Origin of the sequence: Reichenbachiella sp., from assembly GCF_965223055.1 — a bacterium.
In the GTDB taxonomy this organism is placed as follows: domain Bacteria; phylum Bacteroidota; class Bacteroidia; order Cytophagales; family Cyclobacteriaceae; genus Reichenbachiella.
Genome location: NZ_CBDCVM010000003.1, coordinates 336,222 through 358,075, shown reverse-complemented (window position 1 = coordinate 358,075; position 21,854 = coordinate 336,222). Strand labels below are relative to the sequence as shown.

Sequence of the window (21,854 nt, the reverse complement as noted above, 5' to 3'; positions counted from 1 at the left end):
GTGCTAAAATTTTTAATATGAATATTCTCATCACAGGAGGAACGGGACTATTAGGAGGACACCTAGTAGACTTTTTATCGAACAAAGGAATGTCTATAAGGCTCTTAAGTAGACATGCAGATTTGACGGCAGCTGTTCCTCGCTTTGAATGGAATATCAAGGAGAAAAAAATAGACCCCCGGGCATTCGAAAATGTTGATGTTTTGATCCATTTGGCAGGGGCAGGTGTGGCCGATGCTAAATGGACAGATAAACGAAAAAGGGAGATTATTGATAGCAGAGTTGAATCCACCAAATTGCTTTATCAGACTGTAGAAAAACTGGACAACAAACCGAAAGCATTGATTTGTGCTTCAGCCACTGGCTATTATGGCTTGAAGGAATTTGAACATGAGTCCTCAGAGGATGAAAGTTCTGGGGATGATTTTTTAGCTGTGGTATGTGAACAATGGGAATTAGAGGCTGATCGATTTAAGGATTTAGGATTAAGAGTAGTGAAGCTTAGAACCGGAGTGGTTTTAGATGAATCGGGTGGAGCTCTTCAAAAAATGGTGCAGCCTATTAGATATTTTGTTGGGGCGCCTCTAGGCACAGGCAATCAAGTCGTTCCATGGATTCATTGGAAAGATTGGTGTGGTGCAGTGGGCCATATGATTGAAAGAGTGAGTCTATCTGGAGCTTATAATTTAGTTGCACCGCAGCCTGTAACCAACGCGGTATTGACTCGTTTGATTGCAAAGATCATTAGAAGGCCAGTACTCTTGCCGAATGTTCCTGCATTTGTGCTGAAGCTCATGCTGGGAGAGATGGCTTCCATTGTATTACAAGGCCACAAGGTGTCGAGTAAAAAGCTTGAGACTTCAGGATATGAGTTTGAATATCAAGAACCGGAGCAAGCCCTTTTCGAATTGTTAGGTCAGGATTGAGGCTTTGGTCAATAATCTCTAACTTTGCCGGCTTGGCATTTTTTTAGTCAAAAAATTTAACAACCTACATCGTATACTATGGGAGACGGAAGTAAGAAAAAAGCGCACGTTGAGAAAATAAAAAAAGCTTTCAAAGACAGAAATTGGAATGAAATCAAGAGCACTGACTCTTGGGTGATTTTCAAGGTCATGTCAGAGTTTGTAGAAGGGTTTGAAAAACTGGCTAAGATTGGCCCTTGCGTGTCCATATTTGGATCGGCACGAACACAACCTGATCACAAATACTACAAAATGGCGGAAGAGATTTCGGCCAAGTTGGTACGTCATGGATATGGAGTGATCACGGGGGGTGGACCAGGTATCATGGAGGCGGGTAACAAAGGCGCGCACAGTGAAAAAGGTAAATCCGTAGGTTTGAATATCGACCTCCCTTTCGAGCAAAACAACAATATTTATATTGATCAAGACAAGCTGATCAATTTCGATTATTTCTTTGTAAGAAAAGTCATGTTTGTGAGATACTCGCAGGGTTTTATCGTAATGCCTGGTGGCTTTGGAACGCTGGATGAAATGTTTGAGGCTTTGACTCTGATTCAAACATTGAAAATCGAAAAATTTCCTATCGTATTAGTAAGTAAAGCTTATTGGGGTGGGTTGGTTGATTGGCTCAAAGATGTATTGCTCAAGGAAAAAAATATAAATGCGGAAGATATGGATCTTTTCCATTTAGTGGAAACAGAAGAAGAAGCAGTAGATGTTATCGATAAGTTCTATAACGAGTACAAACTATCTCCAAACTTCTAATAATTGAACATTAAATCCCTTCATGAGAATAATGGCTAAAGCAGCAGAAACTGATGAATTAGAAACAACCGTTCTAGATTCACTGGAAGGAGAACATACGGAGTATATCGAAGTGTATGGTGCAAGAGAGCACAATCTCAAAGACATAGATGTAAAGTTTAGGCGGAACCAGTTGGTAGTCATTACTGGCATCAGTGGCAGTGGTAAATCTTCATTAGCCTTCGATACCATTTATGCAGAGGGGCAACGTCGATATATGGAAAGTTTCTCAGCCTATGCAAGAAGTTTTATGGGCGATATGGAGCGGCCCGATGTTGATAAAATCAATGGATTGTCTCCGGTTATCTCTATTGAACAAAAAACTACCAGCCGTAATCCCAGATCCACAGTAGGCACAGTTACTGAAGTGTATGACTTTATGCGTTTGCTATTTGCCAGAGCAGGTATTGCCTACTCTTATGTGACGGGAGAGAAAATGGAAAAGCAGACCGAAGAGCAGATTTTCTTTCATGTGCTGTCTTTTTTCGACAATCAAAAAATCTCGATCCTGGCACCGGTGGTGAAAGGTCGAAAAGGACATTATCGCGAACTCTTTGTTCAGATAGCGAAGATGGGCTATACCAAAGTGCGCATCGATGGAGAGTTACAGGATTTGGTGCCAAAGATGCAGGTAGATCGATACAAGACGCACGACATTGAGGTTGTCATCGATCGCGTTCAAGTTCGCGAGAAGGATAAGATTAGAATCAATGCTTCCTTGAAAACTGCCATTCAGCAAGGCAAAGGAGTGATGATGATTTTGGATGAGCAAGGCGAGATGCACCACTTCTCAAAACACTTGATGGATGCCAAATCAGGCTTGGCTTATGACGACCCAGCACCCAACAATTTTTCATTCAACTCTCCCTATGGTGCTTGTCAGGAATGCAATGGCCTTGGTGTCATTGAGAAAATCGAAAAAGAAAATATCATACCTGATGATACCTTGAGTATTAGCCGAGGTGCGATTTTGCCTCTAGGTGAATTCAGAGATATCTGGATTTTTAAGAAAATCGAAGCGATCCTCAAGAAACATAAATACAGCTTGACTACTCCGGTGAAGGATATCAAATCTACTGTTTTGGATGTCCTGCTTTATGGAGATGACGAACCAGTCGCTGTAAGTTCTAAGAAATACCCGGGGACTGATTGGAATACGAAATTCGAGGGTATTGCCAATTTCTTGGAAAAGCAAAAGGACAGTGGTACGGAGAAAATTCAAAAGTGGATCAAAGACTTTACCACCACATCTACCTGTCCGGAGTGCGAAGGTGCTCGATTAAGAAAAGAATCATTACATTTCAAAATTGCCGATAAGAGTATCTCTGAACTGGCCAGGCTTAACATCTATGATCTGACAGAATGGTTCAAAGATGTGGAGAGTAAATTGACCGATCGGCAAAATGTTATAGCGACAGAAATATTAAAGGAAATCAGAAAGCGATTAGGCTTCCTGTTAGATGTAGGCCTGGATTATTTGGAGCTCAATAGACCGCTCCGAACGCTGTCAGGTGGCGAGGCGCAGCGTATACGCTTAGCTACTCAGATCGGTACGCAGTTGGTGGGCGTACTCTATATCCTAGATGAACCAAGCATCGGTCTCCATCAGAGAGACAACGTAAAGTTGATCAAGGCACTGAAAGACCTCAGAGATCTAGGCAATACCGTTATTGTAGTGGAGCACGACAAAGACATGATGCTTGACTCGGATTACATCATTGATATTGGGCCAGGTGCTGGCCGACATGGCGGACAAATTGTGGCCGAAGGTGCCCCATCAGATTTCATAAAAAACCCGACTACTACTTCAGGTTACCTGAATGGCAAACTGAGTATTGATGTGCCCGCTCAGAGAAGGGTAGGAAACGGAGAGAAAATTGTACTGAAAGGTGCTACTGGTCACAACCTGAAAAACGTCAATCTCACTTTGCCCTTAGGCAAAATGATTTGCGTAACAGGGGTGTCGGGAAGCGGAAAGTCATCTTTGATCCATGAGACTTTTGTTCCAATTCTCAATAAAAAATTCTATCGATCCAGAAAAGAACCTTTATCATATAAGAGTATAGATGGCGTGGATCATGTAGATAAAATTATAGAAGTGGATCAGTCACCGATTGGTCGTACGCCAAGATCTAATCCGGCGACCTATACTGGAGTATTCACAGATATTCGCGCGCTGTTTTCTCAGTTGCCTGAGGCTAAAATTCGTGGATACAAACCAGGGCGATTTTCATTCAATGTGAAAGGTGGACGCTGTGAAACTTGTGAAGGCGCAGGAATGAAATTGGTGGAAATGGATTTCTTACCAGACGTCTATGTGCCTTGCGAGACATGTAAGGATAAGCGATACAACAGAGAAACCCTCGAAGTTAGATTCAAAGGTAAGTCGATCGCAGATGTGCTGGATATGACCGTAGAGCAGGCGGTAGAATTTTTCGAGCATCAACCCAAAATCGTTCGTAAGATCAAAACACTAAATGATGTTGGTTTGGGCTACATTACACTTGGTCAGCATGCTACCACGCTCTCTGGAGGAGAAGCTCAACGGGTGAAACTGGCTACCGAGCTTTCTAAAAAGGACACCGGAAAAACATTCTACGTTTTAGACGAACCTACTACGGGTCTTCACTTTCAAGACATTCAACATTTGCTCAATGTTCTGAACATCTTGGTGGAGAAAGGAAATACTGTCATGATCATCGAGCATAATTTGGACGTCATCAAAATTGCTGACCACATCATAGACCTCGGCCCTGAAGGTGGCAATGGTGGAGGGCAAATTATTGCAGAGGGCACCCCAGAACAAGTAGTATCTAAAAACGCGGGTTATACAGCCAAGTTTCTGGCCGAGGAATTAGCTTCTTGAATTTTTTGATCTATTTTGGCGACTTGAAAAGTACCCATGGAAGAAAATAATAAAGCATCTAGGAAGAAACATACCAACCAACAACTCATCCCATATCAATGGTTTTGGACCAATGTATACGGTGAACGCATGGGCTTTGGAGCATGGGCAAAATCTCGTCCGTTTACGATTGCTTATCTCATCATTGTTTGGTCCATTATTGGCATTTTAGGATTTGCGTCTACAAGAAATTGTGAGGAAACCTGGCAATTGGCATTTGCCTGCGATAGGGCCATTTGGATGATCAAAATAGTGACCGAACCTTTGAATTATGTGATGAGTTGGTTTACTGCTCCATTTTTTCATAACGGACTGGATCACATTCTATTCGTTTCCATTTTTGGTTTTTTAATGCCAGTGCAGTCGTTTGAGGTGCAGAATGGCACCAAATCAACGGTAATCATTTTCTTTGTCTCCTACATTTTTGTAGGTTTATTTTTTGGAGCATTTTTCAATATTGGCGTTGGTTATTGGCCTGACAGTGAATTTTTTCAGTTTGGCTTTGTGAGAAATTGGATGGGCGGATCAGTAGGTTTTTATGCGTTGATAGGAGCCCTGGCATACACGAGTCGCAAACAATGGTTTTTGCTTGTGCTCATAGCTTGCTTCGAAGTGATCAACCTCACCGTAATTGGCATCGATGTTCATATTTCATTCATTCATGTGATGTCTGCAACCAGTGGATTTCTTACTTGTATGATACTAAAAAAGCAAGGAGTATTAGCTGTGAATTAGTACCTTAAATACTGTGATTTGTACCCAAACAAATACTTTTAAAATTCTCAACTTCGCTGCTTTAAAATCGTAAAGATTTACCGTACTCAAACCGTAATAAATCATGGTAAGCGAAAATGAGGAGATTAAAATTCCTCAATCTGAATTACCCCGAATAGTTGTCGTTGGAGGAGGCTTTGGTGGTCTTAGATGCCTGAAAAAGTTGGACTCTAATCAATTTCAAATCGTACTTCTCGATCGATACAATTATCACACGTTTCAGCCCTTATTATACCAGGTAGCTACAGCTGGTTTGGAGCCAGACTCTATCGCTGGGCCTTTGCGAAAAAGCTTTCAGAATAGGAAGAATTTCTATTTCAGAATGGCCAGTGTGGATAGAGTCGATGAAAAAAATAAGCAAGTAGAGACTAATATTGGAAAATTGCGATATGATCATTTGGTGTTAGCCTGTGGTTCGTTGACTAATTTCTTTGGCAATGATGAATTTGAGCATAAGAGCTTTCCGCTCAAGCAAGTGCCACACGCATTGAATCTACGCAGTCAGATTCTTCAAAATTTTGAAAAGGCAGTCCTCAAAACTGATGAGAATGAAATGCAGCGATTGATGAATTATGTGATCGTTGGTGGAGGACCTACAGGAGTGGAAGTGGCTGGAGCGCTTGGAGAGTTGAAGAAGCATGTACTTCCCAAAGACTTTCCAGAGTTGAATCTAAACAAGATGCAGATTTATTTGGTGGAGGGTCAAGAGCGCCTGCTCGGAGCTATGTCCGAGTACTCCAGCAAAAAGGCATATGACTATCTTAAAAAATTTGACGTCAATATATACGTAGGTAAAATAGTTAAGGCCTTTGATGGTGAAACAGTCACACTCAATGACGGGATGCAAATCCCCTCAGAGACGTTGGTGTGGGCGGCGGGAGTAAAAGGTAATGCGATCGCAGGACTAACATTGGACATTACGCCAGACAAACGCTTTAAAGTCGATGAACACAACAAAGTGTCAGGGTTTGAAAATATTTATGCGATTGGCGATGTGGCCAGTATGTCCACCGAAAAATTCCCAAAGGGACATCCCATGCTTGCCCCGGTAGCCATTCAGCAAGGTGAGCTGCTAGCGAAGAACCTGAATGGGTTGAAAAAGGGAAAGCCCTGGAAGGCTTTTAGATATGTGGACAAGGGTACCATGGCTACCGTTGGGCGAAACAAGGCAGTTACTGAGCTGTTAGGAAAATTCAAGTTTGGTGGATTTATGGCGTGGTTGACTTGGATGTTTGTGCACTTGATTCTGATTGTAGAATTCAGAAACAAAATTGTAATCTTCGGCAATTGGTTATGGAATTATTTCACTTATGATCGAGGTACAAGACTAATCATTCGTCCATTTGTAAAACATAAGACAGCAAAAAAAGAAAAGCCAAAAGAGAAAAAAGAAGCTTTAGTAGCTTGAATAATTTGCATGCCGTGCCTTTTACTTTAACCTAAAGGTGTGGTAAAATATTGCTCTATGTTCTTCCAATCGACAAGCCATTTCACCACTAATAAAATGATAGTGGCTCAATCATAAGGTTTCTATAAATTTGGCAGGTATGCAAATAACAAAGCAACGTGCCTATTGGTTGTGTCAAATCATAGGGTGGTCTACTTGGGGGCTGCTTAATTTTGCCGTTTTATTTATGCAAAGCAGCAAAGTAGCATTTACCGATTTTTTCGGGGCTGTTTTTCAAGTGGCTTTTTATATTGGTTCCTCTCACTTTTTAAGAACCTTAATAAAAAAGCAGCAATGGTCCACATTTTCGTCGACCAGACTCATACCAAGGATTCTGATTTCGAATTTATTACTTGGATTGGTAAATTACTTTTCATTGATCTTGGTGGCCTATTTAATGGGTACTCTTATGGTTTCAGTAGAGATGAAACCTATTCATATGTTCTTGAGTATTTTAGGTCCAACTGCCATGTATTTTTTATGGTCCTTGGTGTATTTTACTTATCATTATTTCGAAGAATACAATAAGTCTTTAAAGTATCAAGCTGTGATCCGAGATACTGAATTGAATAATTTACGAGCACAGTTGAACCCTCACTTTATTTTCAATGCGCTTAATAGTATCAGAGCATTAGTAGATGAAGATCCTAAAAAATCTAAATCAGCCATCACTCAATTATCCAATATTCTAAGAAACTCTCTTCAGGTGGATAAGAAAAAGTTGGTATTACTACAAGATGAAATGGCCACTGTAGAAGATTATTTGAGTTTAGAGTCTATTCGATATGAAGAAAGGTTGAATGTAGAGTGGGAAGTAAGCAAACGAACACATAAAATCAAGATTCCACCTATGATGATTCAAACGTTGGTTGAAAATGGAATCAAACATGGGATATCCAAACTGAAATCTGGAGGAACCATCAGTGTGATGACGAGAATTGAAGGAGACTTTTTAGTTGTCCAAATTAGAAATTCAGGTGTATATTTAAACAACAAACCATCCATTAAAAGTGGATATGGGTTGAGTAATACGAAGAAAAGGATAGAGTTGATTTATGGTGGATTGGCTCGGTTTACAATTAAAAATGAGTCGGAAAATACAGTGCTCACCGAATTGGTTTTACCCAAAGGATACTAAATATGAAGGCGATTATTATAGATGACGAAAGGCTGGCAAGAAAAGAATTGACCTCTTTATTGGCAGAATTTCCTGAGATTGAAATAGTGGATGAAGCAGTTAATGCAGATGAGGCATTAGAAAAAATTCAAAAGCATAATCCAGATTTAATCTTCCTTGATATTCAAATGCCAGATAAAACGGGATTTGAATTACTAGAAATGTTGGAGAAAACTCCTTTGGTCGTTTTCACCACCGCCTACGATCAGTTTGCAATTAAAGCTTTTGAGTTTAATGCTTTGGACTATTTACTTAAACCCATCGATACCGATAGGTTGGCCAATGTGGTTAAGAAAGTTTTGGATCAATCAGCTAAACCAACACCTATAGTCGCTGAGTTTTCTGAAAAATTAAAATCAACAGATCAGGTTTTTGTCAAAGATGGTGAAAAGTGCTGGTTTGTGAGGCTTGAGAATATTAGACTGTTTGAATCTGATGGCAACTACATCAAAGTATTTTTTGATGGTTTTCGTCCAATGATTCATAAGTCATTGAATGCACTTGATGAGAAGCTCGATGATAAGTCATTTTTCCGAGCAAGTAGAAAACACATTATAAACCTGGGTTGGGTAGAGTCAATAGAACCTTGGTTCAACGGAGGACTAATGGTTCAACTCAAAGGAGGCGATAAGGTAGAGGTGAGTAGAAGACAAGCGTCTAAATTTAAGGAACGGATGAGTCTCTAGCCTTCTCTTACTCGCTCCATCAATTCGGCCTGGATATCCCAGTCTTTGGCCAGATTGATCATTGCTGTGGCTTCCATTTCGGTCATATAACCTTTTTTGTGATTGTCTTGCCAGACAGCTATTAAATGATCTAATTTTTTCTCTTTAGGTAAGACGCCAATTATTTTATTTAGAAATTCTCTCGCACGCTCAAAAGCGGAAAGAAAATCTTCAGCAATGAAAGCATTCGCCCAGTCCAATTCTCTGTGAGCATCATATTGGTTGGCACTTTCATCGAGCAGGGCCTTTTCGTCTTCATCCAAACCATGATAATGGAATATCAGTGATTTGAGTAACATCAATGCTCTTTTTTCTTGTCTGGTCATTACGTAAACCTGCTCTGTTTTTTTGATTTTCTTGTGTGGATAACTGAAGTAATCTATCAGCTAAATCCAGAAAGAATTACAGTTTTCAATAATAAATGATGAATATAATCAGATTATAAGTTTTTCAGTAATGAAATCAGCAAGTAATTTTCCTTTTGAAGTCAGCCGGAGGTAATTACCACTGATTTTCAGTAAGTCCATTTGTAAAAACTCATTAATTGAGTCTTCCTTTTCATCTATCAAATCGAAGTGGTGGCTATTCTTCAGGTGTTCACAATTTATTCCTTCTTTTAATCGGATTTGAGTGAGTATCGTTTCATTGATTTGATCTTCACTACTCAACTTTTCAAGAGTACTTGGGAGCAAATTGTCTTGAAGCTTTTTGATGTATTTAATGTTGTGAGCGTAATTGAATTGTCTTTCTATTCCATTGAACGAATGCGCTCCAGGGCCAAGACCTAAATATTTTTTGCCGTGCCAATACGACGAGTTGTGTTTGGACTCAAAGCCTTCAAGGGAGAAATTAGAGATTTCATATTGATTATATCCTGCTGCTGCTAATGTATCCATGATAAGTTCTAAATGTTCTGCAGCCAGGTCTTCATCAATAGTCGTCAGTTTATTTTGTTTTTCCCATTTTCCAAAAACTGTATTTTCTTCAATAGTCAATCCGTAGATAGAGATATGCGGCGTGTTAAGTTTGAGCGCCTGTTCTAGGTCATTTTTCAATACATTCAGTGTTTGATTTGGTACACCAAATATTAAATCAATTGAAATGTTTTTAAATCCTAGTTGTTGAGCAGTTGTTACAGCATCGAGTGCCATTTTTGAATGATGAGCCCGATTAAAATATGTCAAGATTTTATCATCAAAAGTCTGTATACCAATACTCAAACGATTGATCGAGGAGGATTTCATTGCCTTAAGCTTGGATTGACTCAGGTCATCTGGATTTGATTCCAAGGTAATTTCCGGATTTTCACTAATCGAAAACTCCTTACTAACCCTATTTAAAATGGAATCCAATTCCTGCTTGCTAAGAATAGAAGGGGTTCCTCCTCCAAAATAGATAGTTTCTACGATTTCTCCTTTCAGATAATCTTTTTGTAAATCAATTTCCTTTAGGATTGCATCGATTAAATCTGATTTGGTGTTTAGATTGGTAGAAAAATGAAAATCACAGTAATGGCAAGCTTGTTTGCAATAAGGAATATGAATGTAGATTCCGGCCAAAGCGTATCAATGATAGTGAGCCGCTAATGTATAGACATTTTCGAAAACATATTGCCATTTTTTGTTTAGTCCTAAGTGCGATCAATTGTGGTTTGGCCCAATCTTCCGATACTACTTCGGTTGTGGTTGTGTTCGAAGGAATTGAACAGAAATATGTGCCCAAAATTTCAAAATTCGATTCCTTAGAAATTGAAAGAGCAAAAGCGTCGATAATTTCAAAATTGCGAAATGATGGGTTTTGGTTGGCTAGCCTGGATTCTTTAATTTTTTCTAAGGACACTTTAAAAGTATTCGGATATCAAGGGGAGTCGTTTGAATCGATAGAAGTTTTAATAAATGATGCAGGAGGCCAAATAAACAATCTTTCTCGGTTTCCAAAAATTAAGTCTCATCGAATTTCTTCCCCAGATCAGGTAGAACCCGAAATAGAGGACTTACTCAATTATTTAGAAGCCAATGGTTATCCATTTGCCAGTTTTAAGGTGGATTCAATTGATGTATCCAGAGAAACACTCCAAGTCCACCTACTTTTGGATTTAGGCACGAAAGTCACTTATGACAGCTTAGAATTGAACCCTTCAGGACTTGTGAAGCCGGAGTTTTTGAGTAAATACTTGGGCCTGAACTACGGAAAAAAATATGATGAAAGAGATCTTCTGAGTGTAAAGGATAAGATCCAGTATCTGCCCTTTTTATCCTTAGAGAACATGAGTACTTCTTTTCAGCTAAAGAAAGCGAAAGTAAAACTTGATATAGTACCGCAAAAAGTAAATTATTTCGATGGTATTCTTGGGCTTGTACCGGGTAGGGATGGAGAAGGTGTTGAGATCACAGGAGAGCTTGATTTGAGTATTAACAATTTATTTCAATCAGGAAAAAAGATTGATATCAACTGGAATAAACTGGAACCAGGTTCTCAGCAATTACATGCTTCGTATTTGCACCCAATATTGTTGGGCTCGCCCTTGGACTTTTATTTTGCTTTTGATCAAATCCGTCAGGATACTGTCTATTCAAACAGGTCTTTAAAATTAGCTTTTGACTATAGACCTGGTAGAAGAGTGAGTATGCGAATCAGTTATGAAAGCTTATTGGGAAATGAACTTGACGACCAATCTGGTCTGAGTGGAGACTTCGACATTGATTATTATGGTTTAGCAGTGATTTGGCATAAACTGGATCACCTTTATAACCCAAAGGAGGGTTTCAAAACAGAATGGATCGGAAATATTGGAAGAAAGTCTATCACTAATTCTCACTCCTCTGTTCCCGAATCAACCCAATACCGCCTGCTAGCTATTTTGGAGTGGTATCAGAAAGTTTCGAAGCGATCGGTAATATACATGGCTTCTCAAAATGGAGTGATTTACAATGATTACCTTTTTTTAAATGACTTATTCCGGATAGGTGGGTTGAAAACTATAAGAGGATTTAATGAACTAGAATTTTTCGCTTCCAAATATGCTGTATTGAATTTGGAGTGGAGGTATTATTTAGACACTTTTTCGTATTTAGTAGCATTTTATGATCAGTCTTTTCTTTCATTCGATATTCTCAATGGATCCTATTCGGATAATCCAGCAGGTATCGGGGCTGGAATGCAATTCATGACAGATCAAGGAAGTTTCAAGATTTTATATGGCCTCGGGAAAAGGGATGGTGCATCGTTTTCATTTGCTAATTCTAAAATCCATTTTGGATATACCGCCATTTTTTGAAAAGATATTCACTTTTGACTTACTTTGAGCGAAACTCACACTAGCACATGATCGAATCCATACTGATATTTTTCTGGGCGCTTCTAATTTCTATGTTTTCTATTCCCACTATTATTAGTGTAGCACATAGCAAGAGAATATTAGATGAACCTGACTTTCGGAAATTTCATGATATCAACACCCCACGGCTTGGCGGCTTAGCCATATTTGCGGGTTTTATGACCGGCGTCGCCATCTTTGGTCAGATGTCGCTTGGAATCCAACAACTGCTTGCAGGAAGTTTGATTATATTCTTTGTAGGTGTGAAAGATGATATCAATGGTGTTTCTGTTTTCAAGAAGTTTTTTGTTCAAGTATTAGCTGCAGGTATAGTATTGTTCTATGCAGACATCAGAATTTCAAGCTTTCAGGGGTTCATGGGTGTGTATGATCTAGAGGTTGGCATGAGTTACGCATTTAGCTTTTTGGTCATATTGTGCATTACTAATGCCGTGAACCTTATTGATGGAGTGGACGGATTGGCAGGTTCTATTGTTGTTGTGATTTGCATGGCTTTTGGGACTTATTTTTACCTCTATGGAGAGTCGAGTTATGCCTTTGTTTGTTTTGCATTGACGGGAGCTATGGTTGGGTTTTTGAGATATAATTTACTCAACGCAAGAGTTTTTATGGGTGATACAGGTGCGTTAGTCAGTGGATTTATAATTTCCATATTGGCTATACATTTTATTGAAATGGATAAAGTTGCTTCAGCTCCGGCACTGGCGATTAGTATTTTGTTCATCCCCATTTTCGATACCATAAGAGTGTTTATTATTCGAGTTTATAGGGGTGTATCTCCATTCATGCCTGACAGAAATCATGTACATCACTATCTATGTGACCTCGGGCTTACTCACTTACAGGTTGTTCTGATTCTGGTTGCAGTCAATCTTGGAATTATAACATTTACCATTCTTTTTGCTCATTTGGGAAATTCTGTTTTACTGATTATTGTGGGTCTATTTGCAGTGATAAGCAGTATTGTTTTAGAATTTTTGAAAAAGAGGAAAGCGCAAGTTGATGGGTAATAATATCTGCATTTGGATTTTTATAGTTTGCTTGGCACTTTCTCGAGGAGTTCAAGCCTCCGATCTCGAATTAAGGAATTTAAAGTGGGATTGGGAAGTTTATGATCAAACGACGGATCAATACATTCCTTATTTTAAACAGAGCCAAACCGAAGCTATTCGATTCAAAGTGGATTTGAATAAATACCGCAATTCTTACCTAAAACTGACTTTGCCAGACCAATATTTCATATGGGTGCAAGATGAGCTGGTGTATGCGACTCCACGACCGATCATTAAGTATATTTCCTTGGATAGTCTCTATGATTTATATGACGCCAGTACTATCCACCTGACCATATATAATGAATCTTTTGATGGCAATGCGATAGAGTCGATCATTGTCAATTTGAACCAAGAATCACGTCTCTGGCAAGGTGAGGACACCTTATTAGAAAGACAAGGCAGTAACAAGTCAGATTTGTTCATAATCATATCCTTAATCAGTTTGTCATTGATTGCGATTTTGAGAGCATTCAATTTTAGACTATTCAATGAGTTTTTGTCACTAGGAAAATCTATTCAATTGCGCCAAAACTTTGATCTGATTATTGCTCACGCGCCTTTGGCATGGCCCAACATTGCGTTTATTTTATTTTATTCTGCTTTGATTGGAAGCTCAGTTATGAGTTGTGATATTTTTTTGACAGAGTCAAATGTGGTTTTTCCATTCACTGTTGGAGGTTCAAGTAGTTTGATTCTTGGATTGAAAATTTCGGCATACTGCTTTGTTTTCATTATTGCTAAGCTGCTGTTGATTATAGCTGGATCAGAGTTGTTCAAACTTAAAAAGGTGAGACTGGTTCATTTTTTCACTTACTTCCGACTCTCTCTAATATTTTCAATTGTGGCTTTTTCCTTGAGCATTGTCAATGGTGTATTTGACGGTGCAATGGTTAATGATTATTGGAAATTGATTCAAATTTCTATTGTGTTGTTTTGCTCAGCTCGTGTTGTACTCATATATTTTGTTTTAAATAAGATTTATACCTTTCGAAAACTTCATTTATTTTCTTACCTTTGCAGTTCAGAATTGATCCCGCTATTACTATTCTTTAAGATTTTCTTAAAATAGTTACATAATAGTTTTCAAATAGGTACATCGGAATGAGCGAAGAATTATTGATTGAAGACAAGGCAAGGCTAAAGAAAGTATCCAGTATTTTAGTTTCTCAACCAAAGCCAACTGGTGACAAGTCACCATATTTTGATCTTGCAGAAAAATTCAATATTAAGATTGACTTTAGGCCATTTATCCAAATCGACCCGGTCGATATAAAGGAGTTTAGAGCGCAAAAAATTGATATTTTGAAGCATTCTGCGGTGATTTTCACAAGTAGAAATGCTGTAGATCATTTTTTTAGATTGGCTGCAGAAAGCAAGGTGGAAATCCCATCCGACATGAAGTATTTTTGTATTTCAGAACAAACGGCTAATTATCTTCAGAAGTACATCGTTATTCGAAAAAGAAAAATTTTCACAGGATCTAGAACGGCGACTGAATTGATCGAAGTGTTGAAAAAACACAAAAACGAAAAATACATTTTCCCTTGTTCTAATATCAGAAAAAATGATATTCCTGACTTTTTGAGTGAAAATGGGTTTGATTGTACTGAAGCTATCATCTATAAGACAGTCGCTAGTGATTTGTCGGATTTGGCAGATGTTAATTATGATGTCATTGCATTTTTCAGTCCTTCTGGTATAAACTCTCTGATGGTTAATTTTCCAGATTTTGAGCAGAAGAAAACAAGAATTGCTGCATTTGGACCAACTACGGCTAAGGCAGTAAGAGATGCTGATTTGATTTTAGATATTCAAGCTCCGCTGCCAAACGCTCCATCTATGACAGGTGCGTTAGAATATTACATAAAAAAAGCAAATAATATTTAAGTTCAGGCAATTTAGGATTGAACTAGATAAGGGTATTTTCAATTTTTGATTATTATTACATAATACGTTCTTACTAAACGTAATTGTAAGTCAAAAACCCTTATGAGGAAATCTATATTCATAATCATAGTATTGCTGACTGTCAGCTTTTCTTTGCTGGCTCAGCAAGATCCTCATTTCACCCAATACATGTTAAACAAGTCTTATTGGAGTCCAGCACTTACCGCTCATGATGGCAAAGGAAGTGTGAGTGTGATAAGTCGCGCTCAATGGGTAGGATATGAGCCGACATTTGAAGAGGATGGTGGAGCACCTTCCACTCAGTTTTTGAATTTTTCCACTCCAATCACATTTAAAGAACTACCTCTGGCTGTGGGTGTAAATGTGATCTATGATAAAATGGGCGTTTTGAATAACATGGAAGCGCAAGTTTCATTGGCCTATCATAAAGAATTAAACAGAGGTACGTTGAGCTTTGGTGTTAGGCCTGCATTTGTGAATCGCACACTTGATTTTTCTAAACTAAGGTTTGTTGACCCCTCAGATCCAAAGAATGTTCAAACCAAAGAATCTCAAGCTGTGTTTGATTTGGCTTTTGGTATGAGTTTTTCAACAGAAAAATATATTCTGGCAGCGGGTGTGAATCACTTGTTGAGACCCGAGCTAAATTATGGTCTTGAGGCTTCTAGTAATGTCAGTAATAAGGCGAGTATGATCTATAATTTTTATGGAGAATATAGCTACCGCCTCACATACAATGTAGATTTAACACCGTCATTATTGGTGACCAGTGACTTGAATACTTACTCGATAGATTTAAGTGTGATTGCAACTTATAATAAGAAACTATGGGGCGGACTGAGTTACAGAAATAACGAAGCGCTGGCGTTATTAATGGGGTATTCATTTCTGGATAACAACCAATTGAAGGCAGGATATTCATTTGATTACGTGATAAAAGAACAATCCGCAAAGCAAGCTACATCGCATGAAATTTTCATTCGATACGATTTGCCTTCAATTTCTACTGGAGCCAAAAAGATTATAAGAACACCACGGTTTAGGTATTAATTCTGCAATAAGTCAGCCGGAAATAGTTATAAAGCAGGTGCTTTTCTTATTTTAGCAGGCCGAAATTATTTTTGTTCAAGATTTAATGTATCTTGAATTGTAAAGATTATATTTATGGTTTAATCCGTGCAATATATTTTGTGTATACTTGTTATGTTAAAGTATGAATGTTATAAAAATTGTGTTATGAATAAATTTAGTGTGAGCCGAATTTTTTCGTTTCTTTTCTTATCTATTATTCTTATTGGTACTCAAAGCTGTAGTCTGCTGAATATTTTTGGAGGCAATAAAGGACAGGCTGTAGATAGCAATGGAGAATTGATAGGAGCTCAAGGACGAGAAGGTTGGGAAATGACTCGGCCATTCGGTATGGTTGCTATTCCTCCGGGAACCTTCCATATGGGACAGGCAGATGAAGATGTAGCTGCTACTCAAATCAATTACAATAAGCAGGTTACTATCGGGCCATTTTATATGGACGATACGGAGATTACAAACAATGAATATCGCCAATTTGTTGAAGATATTACTGAAGGATCTGAGACTGATCTTCCAGAAGGATTTGTTGTTGAGGATTTAGTTCCTGATTCTGCGGTTTGGGTTAGAGATTTTACCCACCACATGGGAGATCCTATGATGGTGTATTACTGGTCACATCCAGCATTTGACAACTATCCAGTGGTTGGTGTAGATTGGGAAGCTGCAAAATACTTTTGTAAATGGAGAACAGATCACTTGAACAACTTTAGAGCTGATCGAGGACTTTTTCCAATGCCAAACTTTAGATTGCCATCTGAAGCGGAATGGGAGTATGCTGCAAGAGGTGGTAGAGATATGAATAAGTACCCATGGGGTAGTCCTTATATTAGAAATAAAAAGGGATGTCTATTGGCTAACTTCAAACCAGGTAGAGGTAATTATTTTGATGATGGTTTTGCATATACTTCTCCTGTAGGAACTTTCTTTGCTAATGATTACGGACTATATGAAATGTCTGGTAATGTCGCAGAGTGGGTTGAAGATGCATTCAATCCTTCAGCTATGCCATTGGTTTGGGATTTGAATCCAACATATTTTGATGATGACGAGCCTAAAAAAGTTATCAGAGGAGGATCTTGGAAGGATATTGCCTACTATCTTGAGACTGGAACTAAAACTTACGAATTTAAGGATTCTACCAGAGCGTCTATTGGTTTTAGATGTGCGATGACTCATTTGGGTCGATCTGGAGGAAATGAATTTTAATTATAAAACTGTATTAAATAACCTAAAATATTAAATAATATGAGTGCGAAAAAAGGTGGATTTAAAGAGCTTTTGTTTTCAACAATAATGCCAAAAGTTTATGGTATTGGTGCTGCTGTAGTAATTGTTGGAGCCATGTTTAAAATTATGCACTGGCAAGGTGCTGGAGAAATGCTGGTAATTGGTCTGAGTACCGAGGCTGCTATTTTCTTCTTAAGTGCATTTGAGCCAAAACATGCTGAAACCGATTGGTCTAAAGTTTATCCGGAACTTGCGGATGATTATGATGGACCTAAGGCTCAACCAAGAGCAGCGGTTCCTGCTGCAACAGGCGGTGCTTCACAGCAAATGGATAAAATGCTTGCAGAAGCAAAAGTAGGCCCCGAGCTGATTAAAAGTTTGGGAGACGGCATGAGAAATATGGCCGATTCTGCTAAGAAGATGTCTAATTTGAGTGATGCTGCTGTAGCTACAAATGAGTATGCAACAAACGTAAAAACAGCGTCTAAGTCGCTCATTGAAATGAACAAATCGTATGCCACTACGGCTACATCTATGTCAGATATGGCGAACGCTTCTAAAGACGCTTCTGAGTACCACTCACAAGTTAAAAATGTAACCAAGAATTTGGGAGCACTTAACGCAGTATATGAAATGGAACTTCAAGATGCCAACAGTCACGTGAAGGCTATGAATAAGTTCTATTCAAATGTAACTTCTGCGATGGAAGGTATGGCTGAAGCAGCTAAGGATACTGAGAAATTCAGATCAGGAATGACAAGTCTAAATACCAATATTACTTCGTTGAACAAAATATATGGAAGTATGTTGGCAGCTATGAGAGGTGGGGGAGATACTTCATCAGCTAAATAAGTTAAATAATTTTTTAACCTTAAAAAGCGAATATTATGGCTGGAGGTAAACAATCCGCAAGAGACAAGATGATTGGCATGATGTACCTGGTACTGACTGCCCTATTGGCTCTGCAAGTAAGTAATAGTGTTTTAGAGAAGTTTATTTTCATTAATCAGGCTTTTGAGCTGACTAATGAGGAGAAAGTCACTAACAACGCTAAAAAATTAGAAAGTATCCAAAATGCGGTTTCCGATGCTGGTAACAGAGAAAAGGATGTAGCTGTGATGACTAAAGCTCAGGAAGTAAGAGCAGAAACAACTCAAATCCTTAAAATGTTGGAAGTCTATAAAGAAGAGCTAATTTCAAGGACTGGTGGCATTCAGGATGGCGTATATGTTGGACAAAAGGATATTGATGCTCCTTCTGCCCTTTTTGTAAATGAAAAGGAAGGCGACAAACTAAAGGAGAAGCTAAACGGATATTCAAAATTCCTTAGAAATATTACTGGAGACGAAGACATTGGAGATTTAGCAAAAGATGCTAAAGATATTCCAGTGTTTGCCAAAGACCCGAACCAAAACAAAAAAGGTTTTGCAGATTTGAACTTTGGCCACAATACACCAATGGTTGGAGCACTAGCGTCTCTCAGTCAGTTTCAGTCTGATGTTATTTCAGAAGAAACAAAAGCACTAGAAGACTTGGCAAGACAGGTAGGAGCTGAAGATTTGAAATTTGATCAAATTGTGCCTATGGTTAAGCCTCACTCTAAAGTGGTAGCTGCTGGAACTAAGTATGAAGCTGATCTATTTATTGCTGCTTCTTCATCTTCTGTATCCCCTACTATGACTGTAGATGGTAAAGAAATAGAAGTTGTTGGTGGTATGGGTAAAGTGTCATTTACGGCAACTCCTGGTAGCTACGATAAATCTGGAAATGCTACGAAATCCTTTATTGGCGCTATTAGTGTGAAGATGCCTGGTGGAAGAGACACTACTTTTGTTGATACTATTGAATACATAGTTTCTAAGCCGGTAATGCAAATTCAATCAGCCTCAGTTCAGGCATTGTACTTGAATTGTGGTAATGAATTGGATGTACAAGTACCTGCAATGGGAACAGCTTATAATCCGTCTTTTACAACAAAAGGTGGATCAAATATCAAAGGATCAAATAAAGGAGAGGTAGTAATTATACCAAAGTCTGCCAAAGTAACGTTAAGTGTTTCAAGCAATGGAAACTTAATTGGATCTCAAGAATTTAAAGTGAAGAGAATACCAAAACCAGAAATTGTGGTTTACGGTAAGGGTGGCCCTGTTAACTTGAAAAGAGGTGTGAAGGGACCTCCGAGATCTTTGAAACTGACTGCTCAACCAGATGAATCTTTTGCACAGTTTTTACCTAAGGATGCCAAATTTAGAGTGGCTCAATCAGAGGTAAACTTAGTAAGAGGAGGAAGATCTGTTGGAAGTGTAAGACCTAAAGGTCCAGACTTGAACTTATCTTCATTAGCAGGTCAGGCTAGAGCAGGTGATGCTTTGGTAATTGAAGTTAAAAAGGTACAGAGAAGGAATTTCAAAGGTGAAATTGAAGACTTCCCTAACTTTGGACCTAAGATCATTACGATAAGAATAAACTAAACAATAGGTTATGAAGAAAATTTGTTATGTAATTGGCCTGTTTGTATGTTTTGCGTTACTCAATGTTGAGACGAGCATGGCTCAGGAGAAAGCGGATGGATATAATAAAGATTCTGTGTATCCTGTGAATGAGGCATACAAAATGTTCAAGAAGACCGTTTGGAGAAGAATTGATTTGGAGGAAAAGCAAAATGCTCCATTCTTCTCTAGAAATGGCGAACTATCTACGATTATTATTGATGCAGTGAAAGCTGGATTGTTATTTCCTTATACAAATGACTCAGTGAATACAAGGATGTCCAAAGAGACATTTTTGGAAAACATGAAATTCGAAGAGGAAGGTGGTGGCCTTACTCAAGAGGAAATAGACATGGGATTTGGTGCAGATTCTGATGATGATTTCTTTGGAGGCGGAGGAGATGAAGGAGAAGAACCGGAAGAGGAAATCATTGATACTAATGAATTTGCTACTAGAGACTTCTCTATTGCTGAATTGAAAGAGGAAGTATATTTTGATGTCTTTAGAATGAGATCGAGAATTTTCTACGATATTCAAGCTATAACACTTTTTCTTCCAGCCGATAAGAATCCAGCACTATTCGAAAAGCCGTTAGCATCTTTTAAGTACAAGGACTTAGTGAAACTTTGGAGAAGCATGCCAGACGAGGCTATTTGGTACAATGCTCAAAACATGGCGGAGCATAGAAATATGGCTGATGCATTTAACTTGAGATTGTTTGGGTCAAATTTGACAAAAATTGCTAATCCTAGAGATGATAGAATCGTTGATATCTATACAAAGTCTAGAAGAGATGCGATTTTTGGCTTCTAAAAAGTTAGAATATGATATGGTCGAATTCGAGAATGAACTTTGGGAATTTTAGGATATTACCACGCACTTATAATATTGAAAGGGATCATTTAGATCCCTTTTTTTTATGTTCTAGAATTATACTTGCCTTGGCTTTACCCACAGCTTCGATTAACTCTTCCGGAGAGGCTTGTAGTATTTTTTTATAAGATTTGAATGTGGTAAGTAACTGTAGTTTCGTTTTTTCACCTATACCTGAAATTTGATCAAGCTCTGAAACCACTTGAGACTTACTCCTCAATGATCTGTGAAATGTGATGGCAAAACGGTGAGCTTCATCTCGAAGTTGCTGTATAAGTTTAAGAGATTCGGATTTTTTGCTAATATGTAATGGAATACTATCTTCAGGATAGTAAATCTCTTCCAGTCTTTTGGCTATGCCTATAATGGGAATCTCTGTGTATAAGTTGAGAGCCTTAAGCGCATCACATGCAGCGTGTAATTGACCTTTGCCTCCGTCAATGACAATCAGGTTTGGTAGAGGTGATTTTTCTTCTTGCAGTCGCTTATACCTTCGGAGAACGATTTCCTTCATTGAACCAAAGTCGTCTGGACCTACGACCGTTTTTATCTTGAAGTGCCTATAGTCTTTTTTTGATGGCTTTCCTTTTTTAAAGCATACCATGGAGGCTACAGGATTAGTTCCTTGAATATTGGAGTTGTCAAAGCATTCGATATGATTGGGTATTGTCTTTAGTTTAAGGTCATCCATCAATTGTTGAGTCACCCGGTTGTCTTTTTGCTTTGTCTTTTCTGCTTGAGATAGTGCTTCTTTTTTATGGTAGAGGGCATTTTTCAGTGACAGTTCTACAAGCTTTTTCTTATCTCCAATTTGAGGTACTGTGACTTCAACAGATTCTTGCCAATATTCAAAAATCTTGTTTGTTAAAATGGTATTGGATGTACTATTAAATTTTTCTCGGAGTTGTACCATTAATGATTCGAGTATTTTTTCGTCTGTTTCATCTAAACGTTTTGAGACGGAAAGTGAGTCGGAAATATTGATGATACCATTATCTACCCTCATGTAATTCACAAATGCTTTTTTGTCCGTTGAGGTGATCGCAACTACATCAAGTCCTTTCAGTTTTTTGTTGAC

Annotated in this window: 19 protein-coding genes; 16 read left to right on the top strand and 3 right to left on the bottom strand. The window is 38.4% G+C overall.

The annotated features are described in order from the left end of the window. Positions 1-17: 17 nt before the first annotated feature. The 7 genes from ACOQO5_RS02035 to ACOQO5_RS02005 all read left to right on the top strand — a co-directional run bounded on the left by ACOQO5_RS02035 (position 18) and on the right by ACOQO5_RS02005 (position 8,758). Positions 18-926, top strand: coding sequence for a TIGR01777 family oxidoreductase (locus tag ACOQO5_RS02035; protein WP_420580009.1), 909 nt, complete (start codon positions 18-20; stop codon positions 924-926). Positions 927-1,004: 78 nt separating this feature from the next. Then, complete coding sequence (locus ACOQO5_RS02030; protein WP_420580008.1) at positions 1,005-1,730, top strand: TIGR00730 family Rossman fold protein; 726 nt, start codon at positions 1,005-1,007, stop codon at positions 1,728-1,730. A gap of 31 nt (positions 1,731-1,761) precedes the next feature. Beyond that, a complete protein-coding gene (gene uvrA / locus ACOQO5_RS02025; protein WP_420580007.1) occupies positions 1,762-4,635 on the top strand; it encodes an excinuclease ABC subunit UvrA in 2,874 nt (957 codons plus the stop codon). Between the two features lie 36 nt (positions 4,636-4,671). Continuing rightward, entirely contained in the window at positions 4,672-5,409 is a 738-nt protein-coding gene (locus tag ACOQO5_RS02020; protein ID WP_420580006.1) for a hypothetical protein, read from the top strand. Positions 5,410-5,512: 103 nt separating this feature from the next. Beyond that, positions 5,513-6,856: an NAD(P)/FAD-dependent oxidoreductase gene (locus ACOQO5_RS02015; RefSeq protein WP_420580005.1), complete on the top strand. Its 1,344-nt coding sequence runs from the start codon at positions 5,513-5,515 to the stop codon at positions 6,854-6,856. Positions 6,857-6,995: 139 nt separating this feature from the next. After that, on the top strand, positions 6,996-8,033 hold the full coding sequence (locus tag ACOQO5_RS02010) for a sensor histidine kinase (RefSeq protein WP_420580004.1): 1,038 nt from the start codon (positions 6,996-6,998) through the stop codon (positions 8,031-8,033). Between the two features lie 2 nt (positions 8,034-8,035). Further along, positions 8,036-8,758 carry a LytR/AlgR family response regulator transcription factor gene (locus ACOQO5_RS02005; RefSeq protein WP_420580003.1) on the top strand — a complete coding sequence of 241 codons (723 nt, stop codon included), beginning with the start codon at positions 8,036-8,038 and terminating at the stop codon, positions 8,756-8,758. Here ACOQO5_RS02005 and ACOQO5_RS02000 read toward each other — a convergent pair. Together ACOQO5_RS02000 and hemW are read right to left on the bottom strand one after the other, a co-directional pair. Further along, positions 8,755-9,123, bottom strand: coding sequence for a hypothetical protein (locus ACOQO5_RS02000; protein WP_420580002.1), 369 nt, complete (start codon positions 9,121-9,123; stop codon positions 8,755-8,757). The genes ACOQO5_RS02005 and ACOQO5_RS02000 overlap by 4 nt on opposite strands. Positions 9,124-9,231: 108 nt before the next feature. Next, on the bottom strand, positions 9,232-10,356 hold the full coding sequence (gene hemW / locus ACOQO5_RS01995; protein WP_420580001.1) for a radical SAM family heme chaperone HemW: 1,125 nt from the start codon (positions 10,354-10,356) through the stop codon (positions 9,232-9,234). A gap of 26 nt (positions 10,357-10,382) precedes the next feature. On the opposite strand from hemW, the gene ACOQO5_RS01990 reads away from it, so the two are divergent. The 9 genes from ACOQO5_RS01990 (at position 10,383) to gldN (ending at position 20,716) form a co-directional block, all read left to right on the top strand. Beyond that, entirely contained in the window at positions 10,383-12,074 is a 1,692-nt protein-coding gene (locus ACOQO5_RS01990; protein WP_420580000.1) for a hypothetical protein, read from the top strand. A 47-nt stretch (positions 12,075-12,121) separates the two neighbouring features. After that, complete coding sequence (locus ACOQO5_RS01985) at positions 12,122-13,144, top strand: glycosyltransferase family 4 protein (RefSeq protein WP_420579999.1); 1,023 nt, start codon at positions 12,122-12,124, stop codon at positions 13,142-13,144. Then, on the top strand, positions 13,137-14,258 hold the full coding sequence (locus tag ACOQO5_RS01980; RefSeq protein ID WP_420579998.1) for a DUF4271 domain-containing protein: 1,122 nt from the start codon (positions 13,137-13,139) through the stop codon (positions 14,256-14,258). The genes ACOQO5_RS01985 and ACOQO5_RS01980 overlap by 8 nt, the downstream gene beginning before the upstream one ends. 32 nt (positions 14,259-14,290) lie before the next feature. Then, on the top strand, positions 14,291-15,076 hold the full coding sequence (locus ACOQO5_RS01975) for a uroporphyrinogen-III synthase (RefSeq protein WP_420579997.1): 786 nt from the start codon (positions 14,291-14,293) through the stop codon (positions 15,074-15,076). Between the two features lie 102 nt (positions 15,077-15,178). Next, positions 15,179-16,147, top strand: a complete 969-nt coding sequence (locus ACOQO5_RS01970; protein WP_420579996.1) for a type IX secretion system membrane protein PorP/SprF — start codon at positions 15,179-15,181, stop codon at positions 16,145-16,147. A gap of 186 nt (positions 16,148-16,333) precedes the next feature. Further along, positions 16,334-17,392: an SUMF1/EgtB/PvdO family nonheme iron enzyme gene (locus ACOQO5_RS01965; RefSeq protein ID WP_420579995.1), complete on the top strand. Its 1,059-nt coding sequence runs from the start codon at positions 16,334-16,336 to the stop codon at positions 17,390-17,392. 39 nt (positions 17,393-17,431) lie between these two features. Then, positions 17,432-18,265: a gliding motility protein GldL gene (gene gldL / locus ACOQO5_RS01960; RefSeq protein ID WP_420579994.1), complete on the top strand. Its 834-nt coding sequence runs from the start codon at positions 17,432-17,434 to the stop codon at positions 18,263-18,265. A 35-nt stretch (positions 18,266-18,300) separates the two neighbouring features. After that, positions 18,301-19,884, top strand: coding sequence for a gliding motility protein GldM (gene gldM, locus ACOQO5_RS01955; protein ID WP_420579993.1), 1,584 nt, complete (start codon positions 18,301-18,303; stop codon positions 19,882-19,884). 10 nt (positions 19,885-19,894) lie between these two features. Then, on the top strand, positions 19,895-20,716 hold the full coding sequence (gldN, locus tag ACOQO5_RS01950) for a gliding motility protein GldN (RefSeq protein ID WP_420579992.1): 822 nt from the start codon (positions 19,895-19,897) through the stop codon (positions 20,714-20,716). An 85-nt stretch (positions 20,717-20,801) separates the two neighbouring features. On the opposite strand, the gene ACOQO5_RS01945 is transcribed toward gldN, so the two are convergent. Next, complete coding sequence (locus ACOQO5_RS01945) at positions 20,802-21,782, bottom strand: helix-hairpin-helix domain-containing protein (protein ID WP_420579991.1); 981 nt, start codon at positions 21,780-21,782, stop codon at positions 20,802-20,804. Positions 21,783-21,854: the final 72 nt, after the last annotated feature.